This window comes from Ignisphaera sp. (assembly GCA_038831005.1).
Taxonomy (GTDB): domain Archaea; phylum Thermoproteota; class Thermoprotei_A; order Sulfolobales; family Ignisphaeraceae; genus Ignisphaera.
Genome location: JAWBKZ010000003.1, coordinates 89,765 through 108,888 on the forward strand (window position 1 = coordinate 89,765; position 19,124 = coordinate 108,888).

General features: G+C 36.8%; 25 protein-coding genes and 2 tRNA genes. 8 read left to right on the forward strand and 19 right to left on the reverse strand.

Translation table 11 applies throughout. The features are described 5' to 3' along the window. Position 1: 1 nt before the first annotated feature. From QXK50_03820 to QXK50_03830, 3 genes are all read left to right on the forward strand, one after another. Positions 2-412 (forward strand): CopG family ribbon-helix-helix protein, encoded by a 411-nt coding sequence (locus QXK50_03820; protein ID MEM2008294.1) that lies wholly within the window; start codon positions 2-4, stop codon positions 410-412. Between the two features lie 61 nt (positions 413-473). Beyond that, positions 474-1,736 (forward strand): molybdopterin molybdotransferase MoeA, encoded by a 1,263-nt coding sequence (locus QXK50_03825; protein ID MEM2008295.1) that lies wholly within the window; start codon positions 474-476, stop codon positions 1,734-1,736. Between the two features lie 11 nt (positions 1,737-1,747). Further along, positions 1,748-3,697, forward strand: a complete 1,950-nt coding sequence (locus QXK50_03830; GenBank protein ID MEM2008296.1) for a molybdopterin biosynthesis protein — start codon at positions 1,748-1,750, stop codon at positions 3,695-3,697. Between the two features lie 97 nt (positions 3,698-3,794). Here QXK50_03830 and QXK50_03835 read toward each other — a convergent pair whose 3' ends face one another. Then, the gene (locus QXK50_03835) at positions 3,795-4,115 is read right to left on the reverse strand and encodes a hypothetical protein (protein ID MEM2008297.1); all 321 of its coding nucleotides are present in this window, start codon (positions 4,113-4,115) and stop codon (positions 3,795-3,797) included. Between the two features lie 194 nt (positions 4,116-4,309). Between QXK50_03835 and QXK50_03840 the strand changes: the two genes are divergently transcribed. Beyond that, positions 4,310-5,098, forward strand: a complete 789-nt coding sequence (locus QXK50_03840) for an ATP-binding cassette domain-containing protein (GenBank protein MEM2008298.1) — start codon at positions 4,310-4,312, stop codon at positions 5,096-5,098. After that, positions 5,089-5,982, forward strand: coding sequence for a hypothetical protein (locus QXK50_03845; GenBank protein ID MEM2008299.1), 894 nt, complete (start codon positions 5,089-5,091; stop codon positions 5,980-5,982). Before QXK50_03840 ends, QXK50_03845 begins: the two co-directional genes overlap by 10 nt. Before the next feature lie 971 nt (positions 5,983-6,953). Here the strand turns inward: QXK50_03845 and QXK50_03850 are convergent. Beyond that, positions 6,954-7,029 (reverse strand) — tRNA-Thr (locus QXK50_03850). 205 nt (positions 7,030-7,234) lie between these two features. On the opposite strand from QXK50_03850, the gene hxlB reads away from it, so the two are divergent. Next, positions 7,235-7,777: a 6-phospho-3-hexuloisomerase gene (gene hxlB, locus QXK50_03855; GenBank protein ID MEM2008300.1), complete on the forward strand. Its 543-nt coding sequence runs from the start codon at positions 7,235-7,237 to the stop codon at positions 7,775-7,777. A 151-nt stretch (positions 7,778-7,928) separates the two neighbouring features. On the opposite strand, the gene rplJ is transcribed toward hxlB, so the two are convergent. The 15 genes from rplJ to QXK50_03930 form a co-directional block, all read right to left on the reverse strand. Continuing rightward, positions 7,929-9,008 carry a 50S ribosomal protein L10 gene (gene rplJ / locus QXK50_03860; protein ID MEM2008301.1) on the reverse strand — a complete coding sequence of 360 codons (1,080 nt, stop codon included), beginning with the start codon at positions 9,006-9,008 and terminating at the stop codon, positions 7,929-7,931. A 5-nt stretch (positions 9,009-9,013) separates the two neighbouring features. After that, positions 9,014-9,664 (reverse strand): 50S ribosomal protein L1, encoded by a 651-nt coding sequence (locus QXK50_03865; protein ID MEM2008302.1) that lies wholly within the window; start codon positions 9,662-9,664, stop codon positions 9,014-9,016. A gap of 8 nt (positions 9,665-9,672) precedes the next feature. Continuing rightward, positions 9,673-10,182, reverse strand: coding sequence for a 50S ribosomal protein L11 (locus QXK50_03870; protein MEM2008303.1), 510 nt, complete (start codon positions 10,180-10,182; stop codon positions 9,673-9,675). A 3-nt stretch (positions 10,183-10,185) separates the two neighbouring features. Beyond that, the gene (locus QXK50_03875) at positions 10,186-10,695 is read right to left on the reverse strand and encodes a transcription elongation factor Spt5 (protein ID MEM2008304.1); all 510 of its coding nucleotides are present in this window, start codon (positions 10,693-10,695) and stop codon (positions 10,186-10,188) included. A gap of 10 nt (positions 10,696-10,705) precedes the next feature. Continuing rightward, complete coding sequence (locus QXK50_03880; GenBank protein MEM2008305.1) at positions 10,706-10,903, reverse strand: preprotein translocase subunit SecE; 198 nt, start codon at positions 10,901-10,903, stop codon at positions 10,706-10,708. 212 nt (positions 10,904-11,115) lie between these two features. After that, positions 11,116-12,030: a signal recognition particle-docking protein FtsY gene (gene ftsY, locus QXK50_03885; protein ID MEM2008306.1), complete on the reverse strand. Its 915-nt coding sequence runs from the start codon at positions 12,028-12,030 to the stop codon at positions 11,116-11,118. 38 nt (positions 12,031-12,068) lie between these two features. Further along, the gene (gene pfdA, locus QXK50_03890; GenBank protein ID MEM2008307.1) at positions 12,069-12,521 is read right to left on the reverse strand and encodes a prefoldin subunit alpha; all 453 of its coding nucleotides are present in this window, start codon (positions 12,519-12,521) and stop codon (positions 12,069-12,071) included. Continuing rightward, positions 12,521-12,784 carry a 50S ribosomal protein L18Ae gene (rpl18a, locus tag QXK50_03895; GenBank protein MEM2008308.1) on the reverse strand — a complete coding sequence of 88 codons (264 nt, stop codon included), beginning with the start codon at positions 12,782-12,784 and terminating at the stop codon, positions 12,521-12,523. The genes pfdA and rpl18a overlap by 1 nt, the downstream gene beginning before the upstream one ends. Next, complete coding sequence (locus tag QXK50_03900) at positions 12,777-13,448, reverse strand: translation initiation factor IF-6 (protein ID MEM2008309.1); 672 nt, start codon at positions 13,446-13,448, stop codon at positions 12,777-12,779. Before QXK50_03900 ends, rpl18a begins: the two co-directional genes overlap by 8 nt. Before the next feature lie 9 nt (positions 13,449-13,457). Then, positions 13,458-13,730 (reverse strand): 50S ribosomal protein L31e, encoded by a 273-nt coding sequence (locus tag QXK50_03905; GenBank protein MEM2008310.1) that lies wholly within the window; start codon positions 13,728-13,730, stop codon positions 13,458-13,460. A 13-nt stretch (positions 13,731-13,743) separates the two neighbouring features. Then, positions 13,744-13,902, reverse strand: coding sequence for a 50S ribosomal protein L39e (locus QXK50_03910; protein MEM2008311.1), 159 nt, complete (start codon positions 13,900-13,902; stop codon positions 13,744-13,746). A 14-nt stretch (positions 13,903-13,916) separates the two neighbouring features. Then, positions 13,917-14,267, reverse strand: coding sequence for a DNA-binding protein (locus tag QXK50_03915; GenBank protein ID MEM2008312.1), 351 nt, complete (start codon positions 14,265-14,267; stop codon positions 13,917-13,919). Positions 14,268-14,340: 73 nt separating this feature from the next. After that, positions 14,341-14,814 (reverse strand): 30S ribosomal protein S19e, encoded by a 474-nt coding sequence (locus tag QXK50_03920; GenBank protein MEM2008313.1) that lies wholly within the window; start codon positions 14,812-14,814, stop codon positions 14,341-14,343. Between the two features lie 5 nt (positions 14,815-14,819). Continuing rightward, entirely contained in the window at positions 14,820-15,140 is a 321-nt protein-coding gene (locus QXK50_03925) for a YhbY family RNA-binding protein (GenBank protein ID MEM2008314.1), read from the reverse strand. Further along, positions 15,137-15,460 carry a ribonuclease P gene (locus QXK50_03930; GenBank protein ID MEM2008315.1) on the reverse strand — a complete coding sequence of 108 codons (324 nt, stop codon included), beginning with the start codon at positions 15,458-15,460 and terminating at the stop codon, positions 15,137-15,139. Before QXK50_03930 ends, QXK50_03925 begins: the two co-directional genes overlap by 4 nt. Before the next feature lie 83 nt (positions 15,461-15,543). Between QXK50_03930 and QXK50_03935 the strand changes: the two genes are divergently transcribed. Further along, positions 15,544-15,643, forward strand: a tRNA-Glu gene (locus QXK50_03935). A gap of 456 nt (positions 15,644-16,099) precedes the next feature. Further along, positions 16,100-16,891, forward strand: coding sequence for a GTPase (locus QXK50_03940; protein ID MEM2008316.1), 792 nt, complete (start codon positions 16,100-16,102; stop codon positions 16,889-16,891). Here the strand turns inward: QXK50_03940 and QXK50_03945 are convergent, their stop codons facing one another. Together QXK50_03945 and QXK50_03950 are read right to left on the reverse strand one after the other, a co-directional pair. Beyond that, complete coding sequence (locus tag QXK50_03945; GenBank protein ID MEM2008317.1) at positions 16,892-17,923, reverse strand: hypothetical protein; 1,032 nt, start codon at positions 17,921-17,923, stop codon at positions 16,892-16,894. 50 nt (positions 17,924-17,973) lie between these two features. Beyond that, positions 17,974-18,993 (reverse strand): bifunctional phosphoglucose/phosphomannose isomerase, encoded by a 1,020-nt coding sequence (locus QXK50_03950; GenBank protein MEM2008318.1) that lies wholly within the window; start codon positions 18,991-18,993, stop codon positions 17,974-17,976. Between the last annotated feature and the right edge of the window lie 131 nt (positions 18,994-19,124).

The following is a 19,124-nucleotide window of genomic DNA, read 5'->3' on the forward strand; positions in this document are numbered from 1 at the left end:
ATTGTCTTCAAAGCCTATGAGAATAGGTGTTTATATTCCTAAGGAACTAGCGGAAGAGATTACAAGAATAATGAATGAGATAGGAATAGATTCTGTATCTAAAGTTGTGCAAGAGGGTTTGAGACTCTATATAGCTGAGTATCGTTGGAGAACAGAAGGTGATGTTGTTGGTGCGATAGGTATTATCTATGATCATGAAGTGGGTCATGTTGATGAAGAGTTAACAGATCTTCAGCATAAGTACATAGATATCATAGTTTCTTCTCTCCATATTCATCTTGATCTAAGGAACTGCCTAATCATAATTATAGTTAGAGGATTGTCTAAGACTATAAAGAAATTTTTAGAGGATATCGAGAAGATTAGAGGTGTGAAGATGGTTAGACTTATGTTGATGTCTAGACAGTTATAAAAATAATGTAGGTACTTTACCCATAAGTCTTAATATCTGTAATTAAGTGAGTACTAAGGTGATGGTGCATAACGCTGTGAATAAGAAGCTCCATAGATTAATTGACCTAAATGAAGCTATAGCTAAAATGTCTAGAGAGATAATTATAGAATTATCTAGCGAATGTATAGATGTTGTTAATGCACTACTTCGTTTATCTTCAAGAGATATTGTTGCTGAGTATCCTCTGCCCTTTGTTGATAGAAGTGTTGTTGATGGATATGCTGTTAAAGCTGAAGACACTTATGGTGCTTCAGAGCACAACCCTATAGCTTTAAGGATTGTTGGAGAGGCCACATTCACTACATTCAATAAAATCTCTATAGGTTCTGGAGAAGCTGTCAAGATATATACAGGTGTTCCTCTACCTTCAGGAGCAAATGCTGTAGTCATGCTTGAGGATGCTATAGAGAGTGGAGATATTGTCTACATTATGAAAAGTGTTAATGTTTATGCAAATGTTGCTATACGTGGTGAAGATATAGCTCTAGGAAGAGTTATAGTTAGGAAGGGACATGTTATAGAGCCTAAACATATAGCTGCTCTAGTTGCGCTCGGTATCAGTAAGCTAGAGGTGTATGAAAAAATTCGTGTCTGTATAGTGTCTACAGGTGATGAAGTTGTAGAGATAGGATCTATTGATGCTGAAACAGTTCATTCTAAAGGACTTGTATTTAATTCTACAGCGTTTCTGCTTAAAAGTTACATGGATATGTTGAACTTCTTTGAACCCATGTATATAGGTATAGCGAAGGACTCTCGACATGAAATTGTATCAGCATTAGAAAAGAGTGTCAAGTTGTGTCATGTAGTTATAGTTACTGGTGGTGCTGGTCCTTCAGCCCATGATCTATCAATCGAAAGTATTGAAAGTATAGGTGGTAAATTGGTAGTACGGGGTATATCTATGAGGCCTGGAAGACCTACTAGTGCTGGTGTTGTTAATGGAAAGCCTGTTTTTATGCTCTCAGGATTTCCGGTAGCAGCATTTTTTGGCTTTAAGTTCTTCGTATTACCGGTAATAGAGAGAGTCCTCGGTATTGTTGTACCTAGACGACGTATTTATGCTAAATTAACTAAACGTATTGCTAATATAGCTGGATATACAACCTTTACTAGAGTTAAATTAACTAAGTGTGGTAATGAGTTTTGTGCAGAGCCTCTAGCTTCTATGGGTTCAGGTATGATTTCATCATTGTTGGATAGTGATGGTGTGGTAGTTGTTCCATCTAATCTAGAGGGTTTTGATGAGGGTCAATATGTTGATGTAGAATTGATTTATTAGGTGGGATAGTTATGAGGAGGTTATTCCATAAGCTGGTTTCTCTCAACGAAGCTATTGAAATAATTGAACATAATGTATCGCTTTCACCACGAGGAATAGAGCAAGTCAATATCCTAGACTCTTTGGGACGTGTACTTGCAGTTGACGTGTATGCCTCTATTGATTACCCGCCATTTGATAGATCTGAAGTTGATGGATATGCTGTTAAAGCTGAAGACACCTATGGTGCATATGAGTCTAGACCAGTAAGGCTACAGATTATAGGTTCTTTAAAGGTTGGTGAAATACCTCAGTACAATGTTGCAAGATTCAAGGCAGTAGAAATAGCTACAGGAGCTGCTATACCTAGAGGATGCAATTCTGTTGTTATGGAGGAATACACATCTAGAGAAAATGATTATGTGTATATCTATAGAGCGGCATCACCTCTAGAGAATGTGGCTATAGCAGGTAGCGATATATCTCGTGGCGAACTTGTTCTAATGAAGGGAACTAGGATAACACCTTTCGATATAGGGATACTTGCTGCATTAGGTTACAGTAGTATAGATGTTTATCTAAAACCACGTATAGCCGTAATATCGACAGGTAATGAAATTGCTGAACCGGGGCAACATCTTAGATATGGACAAGTCTATGATTATAATGGATTTGCTGTAACATCATACTTAAGATCTATAGGTGCTGATGCTTATTACCTTGGCATTGTGCCTGATGATAGAGAAATTCTGAAAAGTATAGTGACTAAGGCTCTAGAGGAATACGATATGATTATAACTTCTGGAGGTACTTCAGCAGGTATTGATGATGTTGTGTACCGCGTCATCGAAGATGTTGGTACTATCTTGGTCCATGGACTAGAGGTTAAACCTGGTAAGCCGACAGTTATAGGTGTTTCTAGAGGCAAAATTATTATGGGGCTGCCAGGATTTCCATTTTCTGCAATATCAGTATCTATAACTCTTCTACGCTATATTGTTGAAAAACTTAGTGGAATAGAGTCACCAAATATCTATAGCAATCTGAAAGCTAGAATGACACAGAGGATACGTAAGGATGCTGGTAAAACCCTCTATATACCTATAGCTATAGCTAGACGCAATTCAGATTATATAGCTATACCAATTCCATATCGTTCAGGAAGTATTACACCAATAATTAGAGCTGATGGTGTAGCTATTGTAGGTAGGGGTATAGAAATTGTAGAGGAAGGAGAAGAAGTCGATATCGTTATGTTTAATCCAGTATATAGAGAAGCAGTATTCATAGGAAGTCATGATGTGATCTTACCATTACTGATTAAACATGCAAACATTATGAATAGAGTCAAGCTACTGTATGTAGGTTCTCTAGCAGGTCTTATTCATGTAGCTAAAGGTTATGGCGATATAGCACCCATACATCTTCTACATCCAGAATCAAAAGAATACAACCTACCTTACGTAATGCAGTACAAGGATCTTGTACTTCTATCTGGATACAGAAGAAGGCTTGTAATAGCTTTTCAGCGCGGCAATCCTAAAGGTATTAAAAGTGTTAGAGATTTCATTAGAAGCGATATAAGGATTGTTAATAGAAACCAAGGATCTGGAACAAGAACTATACTAGATATAATGCTCAAGGAGTTGGCAAAAGAACTGGGAATCTCTTTCGAAAATCTTATAAAAAAGATAGATGGTTATACATATGAAGTTACTAGCCATACAGGAGTAGCTGCAGCAATAGCGCAAGGAAGAGCTGATGTAGGGATATGTGTAGAGTATGCAGCCATACTCTACAATCTAGACTATATGCCGCTGACTTGGGAAGAATACGATTTCGCTATACATAGAGATAGTCTAGATGAACCGGTTATAACGAAATTCATCGAGTTCCTCAAAACTGGAAAAACACTAGAGATACTGAAGTCTATACCGGGGTACGATGTTAAGAGTAATATAGGTGAAATAGTTTATGGATAGAGTGACTTGTATATGTAGAACATTATCATTGTGTATCTACACATGATAAAACCATTTCCATTGTGTTACTAATGAGTAGCTCAAAATCTATAGCAGATTATTTCTCATATTCCTTAACACTACCCCTGATTCTGAATTTCACCATAATGTAATCACTATCAGCTTCATGATCGATATCGACAATATCTATATCTATACCTAAATCTTTAACTATGTAGACATAATCTTCAATCCAGTCAATAACTCCACAAGTTCTACAAAAATGTCCAAAAAATTTCATACCAACATGCTCACCGTTAACATCCTCTATAACCCCTGTAGCTTCAGGAGCTCTATACTTGTTATAGATATCTACACCTTTCTTCAAGACTTCAATAACGCTGCTCCTATCTTCACTAGGTATCCCGTCTATTTCCATAAATTCACCACCAGATCTAGACCAACTCCGCTACTAAAGGTAATAATTCTAACCAGCATGAAACTCTAGCATTATCGAACATTAAATGCAATGAGGATAACCGCTCAATTCTAGACACTCTATTTAGGAAAAATTTAAATATCCTGCTCCACATAACTCCAATGAAGTTGCATTGGTGACCTAGGTGCAGTTTTATGCCGATTAGTCTCCATAATGTTTACTCAGGTTACTCAAGAGGTAGCTACATATTGAAGGATATCAACATGGAGATCTCTTCTAATACTATTGTGTTAGGTCCTAATGGAAGTGGCAAGACAACTTTGTTTAGAACTATTATCGGTATAACTCCTACTGTCAAGGGTGAGGTTAAAATAGATGATTTAGATTTAGAGACAATACGTGGGTTCCCTGGCTTAGTTTCAACTAATCTTCGTGAAGTGTATATACAATATGTTGCTTCTGCATGGGAACTCGCCTCTCTTTATCTCGATCTTCAGGGTGGTGATTTCGGTAGGTTCAATGATTTGGTACGGTTCTTCAACATAGCTAGAGATCTAGATAAAAAACCTTACAAGCTTTCAACTGGGACCCAGACACTACTATACAACTTGATAGCTCTATCCACTAATGCAAGGTATGTTCTCCTAGATGAGCCGTTTGAAAGCGTTGACCCAGCTAAGAGAGTGCTTCTCCTCAAGGAGATAATAAACTATAGGGGTACAGTATTGCTAAATACTCATACAACTTGGTTGCTCAAACAAATGAGTGAATGGAACGTCTATCTTATGGTTCGTGGCCATGTATATGGGGTTATCAGTGTAAATGAGTTAGTATCGTCAAGAATATCCCTGAGCAGAGGATTAGACACATTGTTGGAGCTCAAACTAGAAGATAAATCAATCTACTTGAACAAAGTAAACGGTATTCCGCTATCAGAACTAGACTCTCTAGATAAACTCTATGAAGTGATAACATGGCAGTAAGCAGATTATATAGAGTCTTAACCAAACACATCTTAACCAGCTATGAGTTCTGGTTCTTCTCGATATTCTTCACATTGTTTTGGGCTTTTATGGGAGCATATGCGTTTTCACGCAACTTAACAGTAGATACTTTACGCGAGATACTGCTAAATCGTGGTGTTTCACCAGATATGATAAACAATATTATTGATGAAGCATGGAACAATGTAGTGAAAGGCTATTCTGGTGGATGGTTTGCCACAGTTGTAGTAATATCGTTTGGCTCTACCTCTATTGGACTTGTTCATTATGTCTACAACTCAACTCTACCATTGAGATACTTATCTAAATTCTCTAAAATAACAAGTAGACAGATCCTACTAGAATTAGTTGTCGGTTCTCTTGTAGCACTACTAATAAGCTTCTTGATACTCTTTACTGTTTGTACAGCAATGTTTAGCCATAGATTCGATAAACTAATACTTCCCGAGAATCCACTAGGTTTAGCTCTAGCGAGTATTGTATATGGTTTATTAATCTACCTACTATCAATGACCCTGGGTCTAACAGCAGTAGTTCTTAGAAAACCCGGTTTAATCACCAAGATATCATACATCCCATTTACCCTTAGCATGGCTCTCTCACTACTAAGTGTATATGTAGGTGGAGAAGTATATCACTATACACCCTTTGTATCAGCAATGTCACTTCTGTTTTACTACTCTGCTAACATCAAGCCACCCTACGACAAGCCACTAGCATATAGTGGTAGTGATTTCACTCCAGTAGAGCCCCTACACGCTTGGATAGTACAAGTACTATGGATAACACTATTCACATTAACATCATTAATACTACTGAAAAAACAGAAAGGAATACCAGCAGAAGAAATACTAGCAACATAACAGAAGAGAATCAAACCTCAAGACCTGAGACCCATCTTCTGTAGACAAACCTAAGTAACTAAACTGAGATACCCCTAAAGATGCTTAAGCCCGGATCTCTCTAGACATTATCTAGAGAACCTACTGTTTGGTAATGAAACAACAAATGCTTTGCATATTACTCACTATTCTCTTCGTATAGCTACAGGGATCCAGAGGCTTCGATAGACCCTAAACTGAAAACTCTTGTAGCAATGATGAACCCAATGTATTTTATTTCTAGGTAATGTAAGGATATAGCCAACTATTGGATTGGAGCAGAGTCAAAAGATAATTTCGCATCAATATTTATGTAGGCAAATCTTAAGCTATAGCTTTAGAGAACCTTGGTAAATCTGTTGATTTCAAAATCTATTGGGACATTTCATTATGTTGATCACGAATCTTGGAAACTAATGTAATGAATACAAAATATTACTGGTTATAGGATCCATATCCTCAAATAACTATCACAGATAATTACACAGATAATTACATACACTATGACTATAACCCATAAAGATATCTACCATATACCTAATACAGCACACAACAGTATTCTTGGAAATAGAAAGAATATAAAAACAGTTACACAAACCATAAAGCCTCTGGTAATAGCAACAACACTCTTTAATAATACTAATAGCGATAACGGTTATAGTATACATCAAGAAAAAATAGTATCTTTGTAGATATTCTTAGCTAAACATTAAAGCATTGATAGGATTAATATATAGATGAAATCATGTAATAGCATAGCTTTACCTAATTCTTGTATAATTGGTAAAAATAGTTTGGTTATGATATTGATACAAAAACGCTTCAAAGATTCGAGATCAAAGAATGCAAAATATCTGTATTTATATTGGGCCTAATGGTTTTGTATGACCGATACTTATTACAATAATACAACTTCGGAGAATACTTAGGAGAATTGAATGTAGTTCTATTGCTGGAGCCGCCGGCGGGATTTGAACCCGCGACCACCGGCTTACAAGGCCGGCGCTCTACCCGCTGAGCTACGGCGGCTTTAGTATAATGTGTTGTTGTTAACCTTTATTAATTTTTATTATTTTAGTTTGTTTTGCACCATTTATGCTTAGGCTTATAAAGTTTTCTTAGGATAATTTTGTAGTGGGATTCGGTATTGAGTGATCCTGGTATTAGTGAATCGTTACCTACATTTTATAGAGCTTATCTACAGATAGCGAACTTTATTTCGAATTCATTGTTAATCCTAAGGAGGAGTCAGGTTGAACAATTCGTAGAGGTTCTGGTTAAGGCGTATCATGAATCTAGGAAAGTTTTAGTTATGGGTGCTGGAAGAAGTGGTCTTGTTGGAAGAGCATTTGCTTTGCGTTTAAAGCATCTAGGTTTTGATGTATATGTTCTCGGTGACACAATTATCTCGCCTGTGAGAAAGAATGATATAGCTATAGCTATATCTGGTTCTGGTAGAACAGCTCTCATAGTTACAGCAGCTGAAGCTGCTAAACAAGTTGGAGCTATAGTTGTGGCTATAACTACGTATATAGATTCACCATTAGCTAAACTTGCAGATATTGTTGTAGAGGTGCCTGGTAGAACTAAGGTTAGCGCAATAGAGGATTATTTTGCTCGACAAGTGTTAGGCATACATGAACCTTTAGCACCTTTAGGGACTCTATTTGAAGACTGTACCATGGTCTTCTTGGACTCAATTATAGCAGAACTCATGGGAAGACTTCACAAAAATGAAGAAGATCTACGCAATGAACATGCGAATATAGAGGTATAGTTAAGATAGTTTTAACCTACTAAAGCTACTTAGATCTAGACTAGATTGGTAGATGCTACACTAGATTATCTAGACTATGTGACATTGTATACAATTAACTGTCTCATCTATCTTCTAATGAAAAGAGGGATATATTCGGTGGCTAAAATGTTTAGCCAAAGAGAGCTGCTAGACCTTCTGCTAACTGTGCCTCTGAAGCTTCTGCTTTCTCTTCTTTCTTTTCTTCCTTTACCTCTTTGGTTTCCTCTAACTTTTGCTGTACTTGTTGTATCTGCATAGTAGGTACGGCTGATGATAATTCCGGTATTCTTTGTGCTAGTACTGATGCTAATGTGTATGCCTTCATTAATGCTACACTAAACACTAAAGGTGCTGTATCTCTTGTAACTACACCCGTCTCTACAGCTAAACTACATGCTCTTGTATATGCTCTTGATATCGATAACTTAATGACATCTGGTTCTGGAACCACAACTTCTAATGCTAGAGATAGCGCAGTCCTTACACCATCAGTGATGCTATTCTTCACACCCTCTACATCTATAACAAGTTTATCGGCAGGTATTATGAGTCCTCTTTCATATGCTAACTTAATCTTTGGCTTTAAAAGTTTAGGCTCTATACCGAGTTTATCAAATAGCGACGCTAGCTCTTGCGTAACTATATCGCCTGGTTTCGCTATAGTTGCTTCTCTCATAATCCATATAACTCCATCTATAACTTGTATGGGTATCTTGAGTCTTCCAAAGAGACTCATAATCGGGCCTGGTTTCAGTTCTGTTCTCATTGGCGGAACAACTATTTCATTTTCAATCTTGTCTCCAGGTTTAACTCTATGAGGTATAGCTATTTTATCCATTACAAGTTTAGCTTCAAAAGCATTGAGATTGGTAAAGACAGCAACATTTGGACCCGACAAATATTTCGCTACTTCTTCGGTATTCAGCATACCGAGCTCATTCAATGCTTTAAGAAGTAATTTATTCTTAATCATCTTAATATAGAATACATCTCCATACATTTGCCTCATATATAGGTATAGTTTCGATGGTATTCCTGTACCTTCAAGCAGGATAAGCGTCCTATACCTAGTTAACAACTTTTTTGCTTCCTCTATTACAACTCTTTTCTCCTCTAAAGAAGATCTGGTCCTCTTTTCTTCAACAACCCCTTTTGACGTCTTGTATGCTTTTACTAATCTCTCAAGTTCTTTCTTTAAACCAATCTTCACTATATCTACACCTCTATAGCTGGACTACTTGTAGTCTTCACGTACATCCTCGCTGTTTGGATTAAAGGTCTTTTGATTTTATCTTCGACGTACTTAAGAACAGCTATAGCATTATCAACTAATTGATCTATGGTCATCGATTCTAGACCTATGCTACAGCCAACCCAGGGCTGATCCTTGGACCTCAACGTAGTCATCTTTCTATGTTGCTCAATAAAGCTCACCATATCTACATTCACAGGCACAGCTATAGGGGCTTTACCTCTTGGACCGAGTGCTGGTCCAAGGGATCTACCAACTAGACCCATAAGAGGTGCTCGAACAAGTACAAAGTCACATTGCTGCGCTATTTTCTTTGCAGTCTTTTTATCCATGTTCTGCACATCACTCTTCGTTATAACCATATGAACAAGCCCCGAAATAGCCTGGGCCATACCATCATCAACTACTACACATATCCGTGGTTCTTTTCCTAATCCATTTGGTAAAAGAATGTTGTCTCTGAACCTGAACTCTTGTTGTTTTTTAACATCTACACCTCTAAATGTTAGAATGAGCTCTACGCTTTGTTTATATCTCCAAGGCTTTTTACTCTTGATGGCAAGTTCTATTGCTGTTTTTAGTCTAGGTTTTAGTTCCTCGATAGCTATACTCATATCTGGATTCACCTAGAGAGCCATTCATTCTCATATTTTTTAAGGATATCGTCGTATACTCCTCGCTCTATATCTCTAGAAACATCTTTAGGGTCTTTTCCTTCTACAGTAATACCTATAGATCTAGCTGAACCAAGAACTGTCTTTACCGCTCCCTTTAATGATTTAGCTGTAAGTTCAGATTTCTTAAGTATAGCTATCTTCACAATATCCTCAATTTTTATATCTCCAACTTTTTTATGCATAGGGTCTCCAGAAGGTTCTGAGGCATTTGCGGTATTAAGTATGAGGCTTGTAATTGTTGGAAGCTCAAGCTGAATATCGTAATTCTTAGAGTCGAGATCTATAATCAGCTTTACGGTTAAGGTGTATCCACGATATTTTTCCGTAAGCTTGTTTATTCTATCTATAATTTCGGCCACATTCAGTCCCACATCAGTTATAGCAGGACCTAGAGGTGGCTCTGGTTTAGCTTCACCGCCCTTAACTTGCATTTTTACAACCTTTATCCTACCCATAATTCATCTCCCACCTTTAGTAGGTCTAACATAATCGACAGGTACCGTAATTGTTAGAGGATAGTTGGCTTCTAAAATATTAAGCGAAACTTCGTTACGTGCTCTATCTACAGCTGTAATTTTAGCTTTCATACCTCTAAATGGTCCCGCTACAACCTCTACTTCTTCACCAATTTGTATAAGATCTATCAATGGTTTAGGTTTAACCATAGATTCTAGGTCCTCCCAACGTAATGTGCCTGAAACCTTTCCTTTGACATGTTTTAAACCTCTTATAGCTTCATAGATCATCTGGAGATTTCTGGCCTCCATAACAATGTACCCCCTTAAGCTAGGTATAGATAGTATTGAAAATACTGGAAGATTACTTGTTTTAGTTCTTGTTTCAACAAGTAGAGCTACATTTAACTCTTGACCTGCAGTAGTTCTGACTATGAATAGCGTATTGTGGAATGAGGTTGCAGAAGACCCTGAAGCCGTATGCCATTCTTCATGCATATCATCTTGATTCATTTAAAACCACCTATGGAGACACGCCTACTCCGAAAACCGTGAGCAACGTTGATATAGCCATAGCTATACCGAAGGATAGAGCACCAATGACTATGAAACCCAACATCACAATTTTAAATATCTGCTTAAACTCATCACCCTCGGGTTTTTCCGCTAGCTCTAATACCTTAGTCATATCCTTAAAGTAGTCAGTGAACTTTCTTGACATATATTCTTCACCATCACTATATCTAGCTAATGATTCATTTTATACACATCTGTTCATCCTACGGTTTTACCACCTAAAAAGCGTTTCTAAACTTGGTTCCTGTTGACATTCTATATATCGTAACAGATGGTCTTGATTATGGCTAATATATAAACAATTAAGATATAAACAATATCTACATATTTAGTGGCTACGTAAATCTAAATTTAATTCTATAGAATTCTGCTCAATATCGTGTTCGGATCGTATAGCTCAAGATCTTCGTATCCTTGACCAACACCAATGAAGAAAATAGGTCTCCCTATACCAAGTATTATACTTAGAGCTGCACCACCTTTAGCATCAGCATCCACCTTGGTGAGTATGACACCATCGATCCCTACAGCCTTATCAAAGAACTTGACTTGCTCTATAGCATCGTTGCCTGTTAAAGCATCAACTACTAGGATCTTGAGGTGAGGATTAACAACCTTGACTATCTTTCTAAGCTCATTCATCAAATCGACATCGACGTGCATTCTTCCAGCAGTATCTATTAAAACAATATCATAACCGTTCTTAGCTGCATAAATAACCCCATCAAATGCTACAGAAGCTGGATCAGAACCATACTTACCCCCTATAAATGGTATGTTAAGGTTGGCACTATGCTTCTTGAGCTGTTCTTGAGCTCCTGCACGAAAAGTATCTGCTGCAACTATTACAGGTCTTAACGAATTTTTCATAGCCATGTAAGCCACCTTAGCAATAGTAGTTGTCTTACCTACACCATTAACTCCTACGAAGACTATTTTAACGGGCTTTGATATACTCAAAGTATCCTTGATTATTTCTAGAAAGTTTCTTGACAGTCCACGGTTGAGCATCTCTCTAATGCTATCTCTAGTTACATCTAGGATAACTTCTTCAGTGTTCCTACCTCTAGGTACCTTTATTTCACGAAGCTTACTTTTAATTGATTCGGTTATTTCTTGAGCAACATCGAATGCTACATCAGCTTCTACGAGCTCTAGAAGAAAATTATTGCAGAACTTCTCTACCTCTTCACTGCTTAATTCTCTATATTTGAGTGTTTCAGAAATACGTTTTGTGAAAGATGTTAGAGCCTCTTTAAGCTTCGAAAACACTTAACAATACCCCTTCTAGACCTAAGAAAAATGTGTTATCACTTTTTTTCTTCTTTTGAAAGCAGTGCTAGATATTCTTGAAGTTTAGTCTGTAATTGTTCATATATTGATGTTAACTGTTTTAATTCAGCTTCAGTTTTCCTGAGCTCTTCCATAACATCTTTTTCGAAGTCGAGTAGAACATTTTTGGTATTATCTATTGGAAGAAGTACATAGAAATCCTTACCTACTCTCACAACAGCTTTCTCTATATCCTCAAGCCTCACTTTAACATAAACATATCCTTGTCTATCTAGAGAAGCCATTACATCTTTTTGGCTATGTTGTTGAATATTTGTTAAAGTCTCATAGGCTATTCTAATCTCCTGTATTTCGCTCGTTAATGCTAAAGATCTGTTCTGTAAAATACGTATAGCCGTTCTAAGTTCTTCTAATTGAACTAACAATTGCTGTACTGCTCTTTCAACATCTATTCTATCTGGGCTACTCACTATACCACCATATATTGAATTGAATCAAGATCCACAATATATTTACTTTTAGCTTCTTCAGGAGGTATCTCCTCAACATTGATTATTTTTATATTCGATCTCTTGAGCTTATGTCTACTACCAAGTTCCGAATAGATTTTCTCTAACGCATGTTCAACTTTAACAGCTCTCACCTCTTTGACAAACTTTCTCCACTGTGGTAATTTATCGTGAGATATGAGCATAAGACCCGTTATTCTGTATATCTTGACCTCTCTATCCATTTCCAAACACCCTACTTATTCTCATTATTTCTGGACCTGTGGTTCTTTCACCTACGAGTAGTCCAGTAGAATTACCGACAAGTCCAGACTTTATAAATCCTATTCCGAAGTTAACAGTACCTATATCTATTCTTACTCTAAACAAATCTAAAAGACTTTCGAGATCCTTTTCTGTAGCATCTGGATGCACCAGACCTCCAACATTATTTATATAAGCTGCTGAACCAACTGTAGGAATATCATTTATAAGACCCTTTTCAACAACCTCAACCTCTAGAAAATCTTTAACGAATTTAGCGAGCTCCTCATATGCATGAGGATGTATTAATGCTGCTCTATCGTTAACAAGACATACATTTCCAAGAGCTGTAAACCTAGTCTCGACAACAGCTACATTTCCTTCAAATTCTTGTTTGATCTTACGATATTCATGCTCTCTAACTATGTGGGGAAGAAGGATGCCTTTATTGTTACCTACAATCAGTATATTAATTACGTTTGTATCAGCTATAGAGATACGTAAAACAGGTATATTTAGAGTTGATTTAACGAGCTTCACGAGCTTTTCTTCAGCATCCTTTGGAACAAAAGCTATTTTGTCATTAGCGTACACATATATTCCTATATTTGGATTGCCATAATAGTTAGCCTTCTCTATAATCATCTGATTGTTCTACCTCTCAGCAGGTAAAGCAATAGAAGCTTTGTATACGCCGTTGTCGATGCGTATGAATTTAACGGCTATAATCCTAGGAGGTTTCTCTATTTTTCTGCTATGAATATACATATTTATTAGTGGATCTAGTAGTACCTTACCACCTAGATGTCTTTCTAAAAACCTTCGTATGTACTTGATAGCTCTCTGACCTCTATTCCTTCTAGATCCTGATCTATAGACATTCCTTAAGTGAATTACATATAACCCTTCATTTTTCTCTTGAGGCATAATGTTCAATCCCCTAAACATTGCCTAGCTTAGATCTCCTCCAATGCCTTAACCTATATCCTCTTCTGATTTTTAATCTTGTTCTAAGCGATACCCATACAGGAATAGGTTGATTACTTTTTTCTCTGTTTATAAGTCTAAGTTTCTTAGCTAAAGGTTTATATCTAGCCATATAGATCCCTAATGCTATTTCTCACGTATATTTATCCTGAAATCTCGTCTAGTTCTTTCATAGATTTCTTCAAGAATGACTTTAAGCTCTTCATCTGTCAAAGGTCTTGTGATTCTACCCTGTAGAGCTAATGCTATAAGTCTATCTTCAACAGCTCTAGCTATCTCTGGCTTCACAAGCCTTATATTGTAGAGTCTTTCGCGTGCTTCTGTTGTGAGAATGCTCCTAAGTATCTCCTGTCTTCTAGCTTCCTCGACTTCTTTCTGTAATCTTCTTCTCTCAAGCTCCTGCCTTCTGGCTAAAAGCTCTTGATATCTTCTATCGAGTAAGGCTTCAATTTCTTCATCACCTACCTCATACGGCATGAACTGTCACCACTAATTTTACGTATCTATTAAACCAAATTACTACACACACCTAATATGCTTATCATCTATTTTATCTAGATGAAGTAGGACCATATTTACTTAACTCGGGAATAGATTTTACCAAGCTCTTAAATATTTCGTACGCTATACTATCGAGAAGCTTCCTGCCTTTAGGTGTTATTATACGTCCTCTAGGCGATTTTACAACAAGTCCTGCTTCTTCAAGTTGCTGAAGTATTATCCTTATGTGAGATCCACCACACCTTCTGAAATGCGGAGGTGCTGAACCTCTTCTCTTGAGACCACCAAAAATTGTTCTAAAGGTTCCTAAACCTATGGGCTCTTCAGCTAGGTAAAGCTTCCTGAGAATTGCTGCAGCTCTATAGTACCACCAGTCTTGATCATCTGGCACTCTTTCACGATGAGGACCTGTTTTCGTGAATAAAGCCCATGATGGTGGTTTTACATGCTCTACATCGTTTTTAAGGTATTGCGCTAGTTTGTCTATAAGTAGAGGAGCTGGTACATCTCTAACCGTAACCATATACGTTACCCTAGCTCTTTTGATCTCTCTGAATTTATGCGAGAAGAGCTTTTAAGGATTTTTCTAGCCATGAGTATGTATGTGTAACCACGTGAATCGACGATAATAGCATCAACAGATCTGACTAACCTAGCTATATCATCATCAGAAACACCATTTCTAGCATTCCTAAGTATCCTTACCTTTACAACACCATATTCTTCTAAAATCCTCTTAACCTCATTGATTAGATTCATATGTATACCATTTTTACCTATATTAATGTCTGCTCTATGTCTCCTAATCTTCTCCTTGTACAGGTTTCTGGCCAAACCTCTAAGCCTCAACTCTTTCTACACCTTAGAAACTCGTATCTGTGGATCCAGCCACATATAACACATCTAGTTATAATTCTTAAAGTTTTTCCTTTTCTACGCGTCCTAATAATTGCATTTACTCCTGGAACCATTATCATCTTACAGTTTTTGCATATCCATCTCTTAATTGATCTCGGTATCTTAACTCTACCTCTCGTGGATATCCTGTATATAAGCTCACCATATCTACGAGCGAATCTGTAGTCCTTCATTCTTGAAGCTTCTACACCCATACTGTAGAGTATATACATACGTTGAATAGCCATATCCTTTAGTTTATTCTTATGCATAACAGATCCTCAATACATCTCTAGTAGATAATGAATCCATATGTAAAGCTTTTAAGTAGTTACTACGTAAAGCACATCTTAGCGCCGCGGTAGTATAGCCCGGTCAAGTATGCGGGCCTCTCGAGCCCGTGACACTAAATCAAAGTGCGGGAAACCCGGGTTCAAATCCCGGCCGCGGCACCAAAGAGTGGTAAATTTTTAATTTTCTTTTCATAATTCTGGGGTCGTTCTATGTAGCGAGATCTGTTATATAGCTGTCAGAAGCATGTATCAACTTGGTGAATTTACAACCTCTAGAAATGTGGAGAACTGTATGTAATAGATAAACCAATATTGCAGAGGTTTAGAGACCTTCGAGAGGAGCATAACGATGTGGTACTCTTCTTTTCTATCAATTTGTTCTCTATTCCGTTTTGTAGAAATGATTTTCTAAAGAATGTGATTATATTTGGATCTATGTTTCGATCTCTAAGTCCACTGCAACAGTATTATTGTGTCAGTACTCAAGACCATAATCATCTCTATTCATATCCTCCGAGTTCATCATCTTATAGTACTTTATACTTCGTTGAGTATTTTAATTTTGTTAACATTATATGATTTATGTGGTTATGCAGAGCATAATTGGGTAGACAGCATATGAAGTTAATGAAGTGGAGAGAACTAGATATACTGATTTCGCAAGCGGATATTGTATTGGAGATTATTGAAGCCCGTAACCCAATTTCTACTAGGTGTAGATTTGTTGAAGAAGTTGTTAAGCGTAAAAATAAAAAACTTGTTGTTGTACTTAATAAATGTGATCTTGTTCCTAAAGATGTTTGTCGATCGTGGACAAAATTGCTTGCCAGTGAAGGATTTACAGCGATATGTTTTTCTCGTAAGTTCAAAAAGCATGTAGAGTATCTCAAGAGACTTATAGAAGATATAGTAGAGATAAAACCTATAACGGTAGCTGTTGTTGGATATCCTAAGGTAGGTAAATCTTCGTTGATTAATGCTCTAAAAGGTAAGAATTCTGCATCAACAAGTCCGTATCCTGGATCTCCAGGTTATACTAAAGCTAGCCAGAAGTACAAGGTAGCTCCAGGAGTATATCTAATAGACACACCCGGCATAATACCTATACACAATACCAACGATATTGAGCTACTAATAAGATCTAGCCCTATAGAGAAAATAGGTAATACACTTCATGTAGTATTCAAATTGATAGAGACAATTATAAACAATAACAAGTATGCATTTAAAGAAACCTACGGTATAGATTCTCTAGATCCTCTAGAAATTTTAAACAGACTAGCCATAAAGCGAGGATGGTTTATAGGTAAAGGCTCGGAAAGAGAACCTAATCTTTTTGAAGCCTCTAGAGCTATTATAAGAGATTACCTAAAAGGTAAGATAAAATTCTATATATCACCTCCCACATAACTACCCTTTTCGTATCTTAGCAAGAATCTTCTTTAGATATCGCTCAGGTAACCGATAAAGTTTCATATATTCAACTATATCGCTATATTCTATATCTCTACTGTTTCTATAAACTTTCTTAAGTTCATACACTATTCTCGAAATTTTATCATCTACACCCATACAATCTATTATAGCTTCTTCCATTTGTTTATCTCCCAACCTGATCCTCAATATAAAGTCGATCACTTTGTTTATCTCATTGGGGACCCCTATTGATGAGCCCTTAAGCTTTATAGCTTTTCTCTCAACATCCAACGAATGGAGCCTATAAATCATATATGTTGCGTAGGGTCTGGAATAAAGTCTATCAACTATACCTCCAATTACGAAATAATTAAAACGAAAAACATCTTCTGCAGATAATATCTCTTCAGCATAAGGATCAAGCATTAGTGTTCGAGATCTATCTATAAATGAATATGGACTGGAATCCATATACCAGGGACATAAGAAATGAATGTGTTTTCTTAGTCTGGCTAGAGTTTCTGAAGGAGCTGAAACAAAGACTAGGTGATAATCTGTTAACCACCTCCTAATCACGTTAATAGAGACTACTATCTGCTTCAAAAGTTTCAGCTTCTCTTTCTCATGATGTAACTCCCACAAACTTAGATCAATCATAAATACAGGAATTTTAGAAACAATATCCATGAATGAAGCTAGCAACTTGATTGATAGATCTTGAGAACAATACTCATCGCTACGCACAATTGTTGCATCTGAACAATACATATCTTTAGCTGGATACAGAATGTATATCCCTTTGTAGAATCCTGCTAAAACTCCTTTACTCTTTTCAGTACATATCTTCAGTTTATTCAATAGAAGTGCTATAGCTATTTTATGGAGAACTTCTCTAGAACTGCTCTTGTAACCTGTAAGAATATACTTTATTGTTTTTGCACTTAGAGCGAGAAAAACTATACCATGCATTCTTAGCGTGTAGGTAAAAGCATCGACAATAACATCTCTAACCATGTTTATAGTCACAGATACACCTATAAAAGAGCTTTAGTGAATCTCGTTATCAAGTGATACAGCTATACACTACTTGATACATTAAGAGCTATGAATTCTTTCTCAAGCTCCTTAACAGTATTCTTATACATAGCTATACTCCTTGTCTCCACAGGATTTAGCCCTCTTACTTGAGCTAGATAAACACTAGCTATACCAGCTATTAGAGAACCATAGAGATGTCTTTCAATAATGTTGCCTCTTAGCTTCAATATATAGGTTCTTAGCCCTACGGATTTCAGGTATTCGTTATAGAAACCTATCAGCTTATCTTCATAGAGAATATCAGATTCAATCAGTATAGCTACATCCCTAACTTTCGCATTTTCCCATCCAACTATATCGTTATGGAATAATTCAGGAGCTATTTCAACTTTTACTGGAATCTTAGAGTTCTCGTTGAATTCATCCTTTATTCTGTACGCTAGTGCCTGAAATCTTGATGTAGATACTATAGTTATGATTTGAGAATTCAAAACAAAATTTGTTATCTCTCTAGCTGTTTCTTTAGCACCTTCAATATCTTTCAGAACATTGATAGAAGATAAAACAACATCCATAGGCACAATCTCTATACCGCATCTCGATAGAAGCTTTAGAGAGGCTATGAACATTATAGGCATAGCTAGTCTTGGAACAAGATCACTTCTTACAACGACATATGGTAAACGCCTATGTTTCGCAATATCTAGAAGCTTACCACCCGATGTAACTATACACACCTTTGAGCTTCTCTCTAGAGCTTTCAAAGTTGATGAGATAGTTTCCAAGGTATTTCCTGAGTAACTTATAGCTAATACTACTGAATCTCTACGTAAAATGGTTTTAGGAATATAGAAATCCTTGTAGACGTGCACAGCTACATTACTATAGTCTGAGGCTATAGAAGCTAATAGGTCTCCCACAATTCCGCTACCGCCTAATCCTGTAACTACTACCTTTTCTGCATAACCAAGATCTATACTATTCTCTACTACGTAGTCCAATGCTTCTAGACTATATTTGTACCAGTTCATATAGTGATCAAGCATATATAATCCCATCTGGAGACGCCCACATTTGTTATCAACTATCTAGATATACGATATATTAAAGCTGTATGCTGTAAAGAGGTTAGATCTCAGCAACGCTTTCAAAAGCTTTTAAGCGTAACAGATGTTGGTTGTTCTTGGTG

Coding starts and splice junctions, on each gene's coding strand:
- QXK50_03915 (MEM2008312.1), bottom strand. CDS start 14,267: ATGCCGTATGAGGTAGGTGATGAAGAAATTGAAGCCTTACTCGATAGA.
- QXK50_03905 (MEM2008310.1), bottom strand. CDS start 13,730: ATGCCTCAAGAGAAAAATGAAGGGTTATATGTAATTCACTTAAGGAAT.
- QXK50_03825 (MEM2008295.1), top strand. CDS start 474: ATGGTGCATAACGCTGTGAATAAGAAGCTCCATAGATTAATTGACCTA.
- QXK50_03910 (MEM2008311.1), bottom strand. CDS start 13,902: ATGGCTAGATATAAACCTTTAGCTAAGAAACTTAGACTTATAAACAGA.
- QXK50_03840 (MEM2008298.1), top strand. CDS start 4,310: ATGCCGATTAGTCTCCATAATGTTTACTCAGGTTACTCAAGAGGTAGC.
- QXK50_03835 (MEM2008297.1), bottom strand. CDS start 4,115: ATGGAAATAGACGGGATACCTAGTGAAGATAGGAGCAGCGTTATTGAA.
- QXK50_03900 (MEM2008309.1), bottom strand. CDS start 13,448: ATGATTATAGAGAAGGCTAACTATTATGGCAATCCAAATATAGGAATA.
- rpl18a (MEM2008308.1), bottom strand. CDS start 12,784: ATGGATAGAGAGGTCAAGATATACAGAATAACGGGTCTTATGCTCATA.
- QXK50_03950 (MEM2008318.1), bottom strand. CDS start 18,993: ATGGGATTATATATGCTTGATCACTATATGAACTGGTACAAATATAGT.
- QXK50_03930 (MEM2008315.1), bottom strand. CDS start 15,460: ATGCATAAGAATAAACTAAAGGATATGGCTATTCAACGTATGTATATA.
- QXK50_03845 (MEM2008299.1), top strand. CDS start 5,089: ATGGCAGTAAGCAGATTATATAGAGTCTTAACCAAACACATCTTAACC.
- QXK50_03920 (MEM2008313.1), bottom strand. CDS start 14,814: ATGGTTACGGTTAGAGATGTACCAGCTCCTCTACTTATAGACAAACTA.
- QXK50_03830 (MEM2008296.1), top strand. CDS start 1,748: ATGAGGAGGTTATTCCATAAGCTGGTTTCTCTCAACGAAGCTATTGAA.
- QXK50_03870 (MEM2008303.1), bottom strand. CDS start 10,182: ATGGGTAGGATAAAGGTTGTAAAAATGCAAGTTAAGGGCGGTGAAGCT.
- QXK50_03875 (MEM2008304.1), bottom strand. CDS start 10,695: ATGAATCAAGATGATATGCATGAAGAATGGCATACGGCTTCAGGGTCT.
- QXK50_03940 (MEM2008316.1), top strand. CDS start 16,100: ATGAAGTTAATGAAGTGGAGAGAACTAGATATACTGATTTCGCAAGCG.
- QXK50_03865 (MEM2008302.1), bottom strand. CDS start 9,664: ATGAGTATAGCTATCGAGGAACTAAAACCTAGACTAAAAACAGCAATA.
- QXK50_03880 (MEM2008305.1), bottom strand. CDS start 10,903: ATGTCAAGAAAGTTCACTGACTACTTTAAGGATATGACTAAGGTATTA.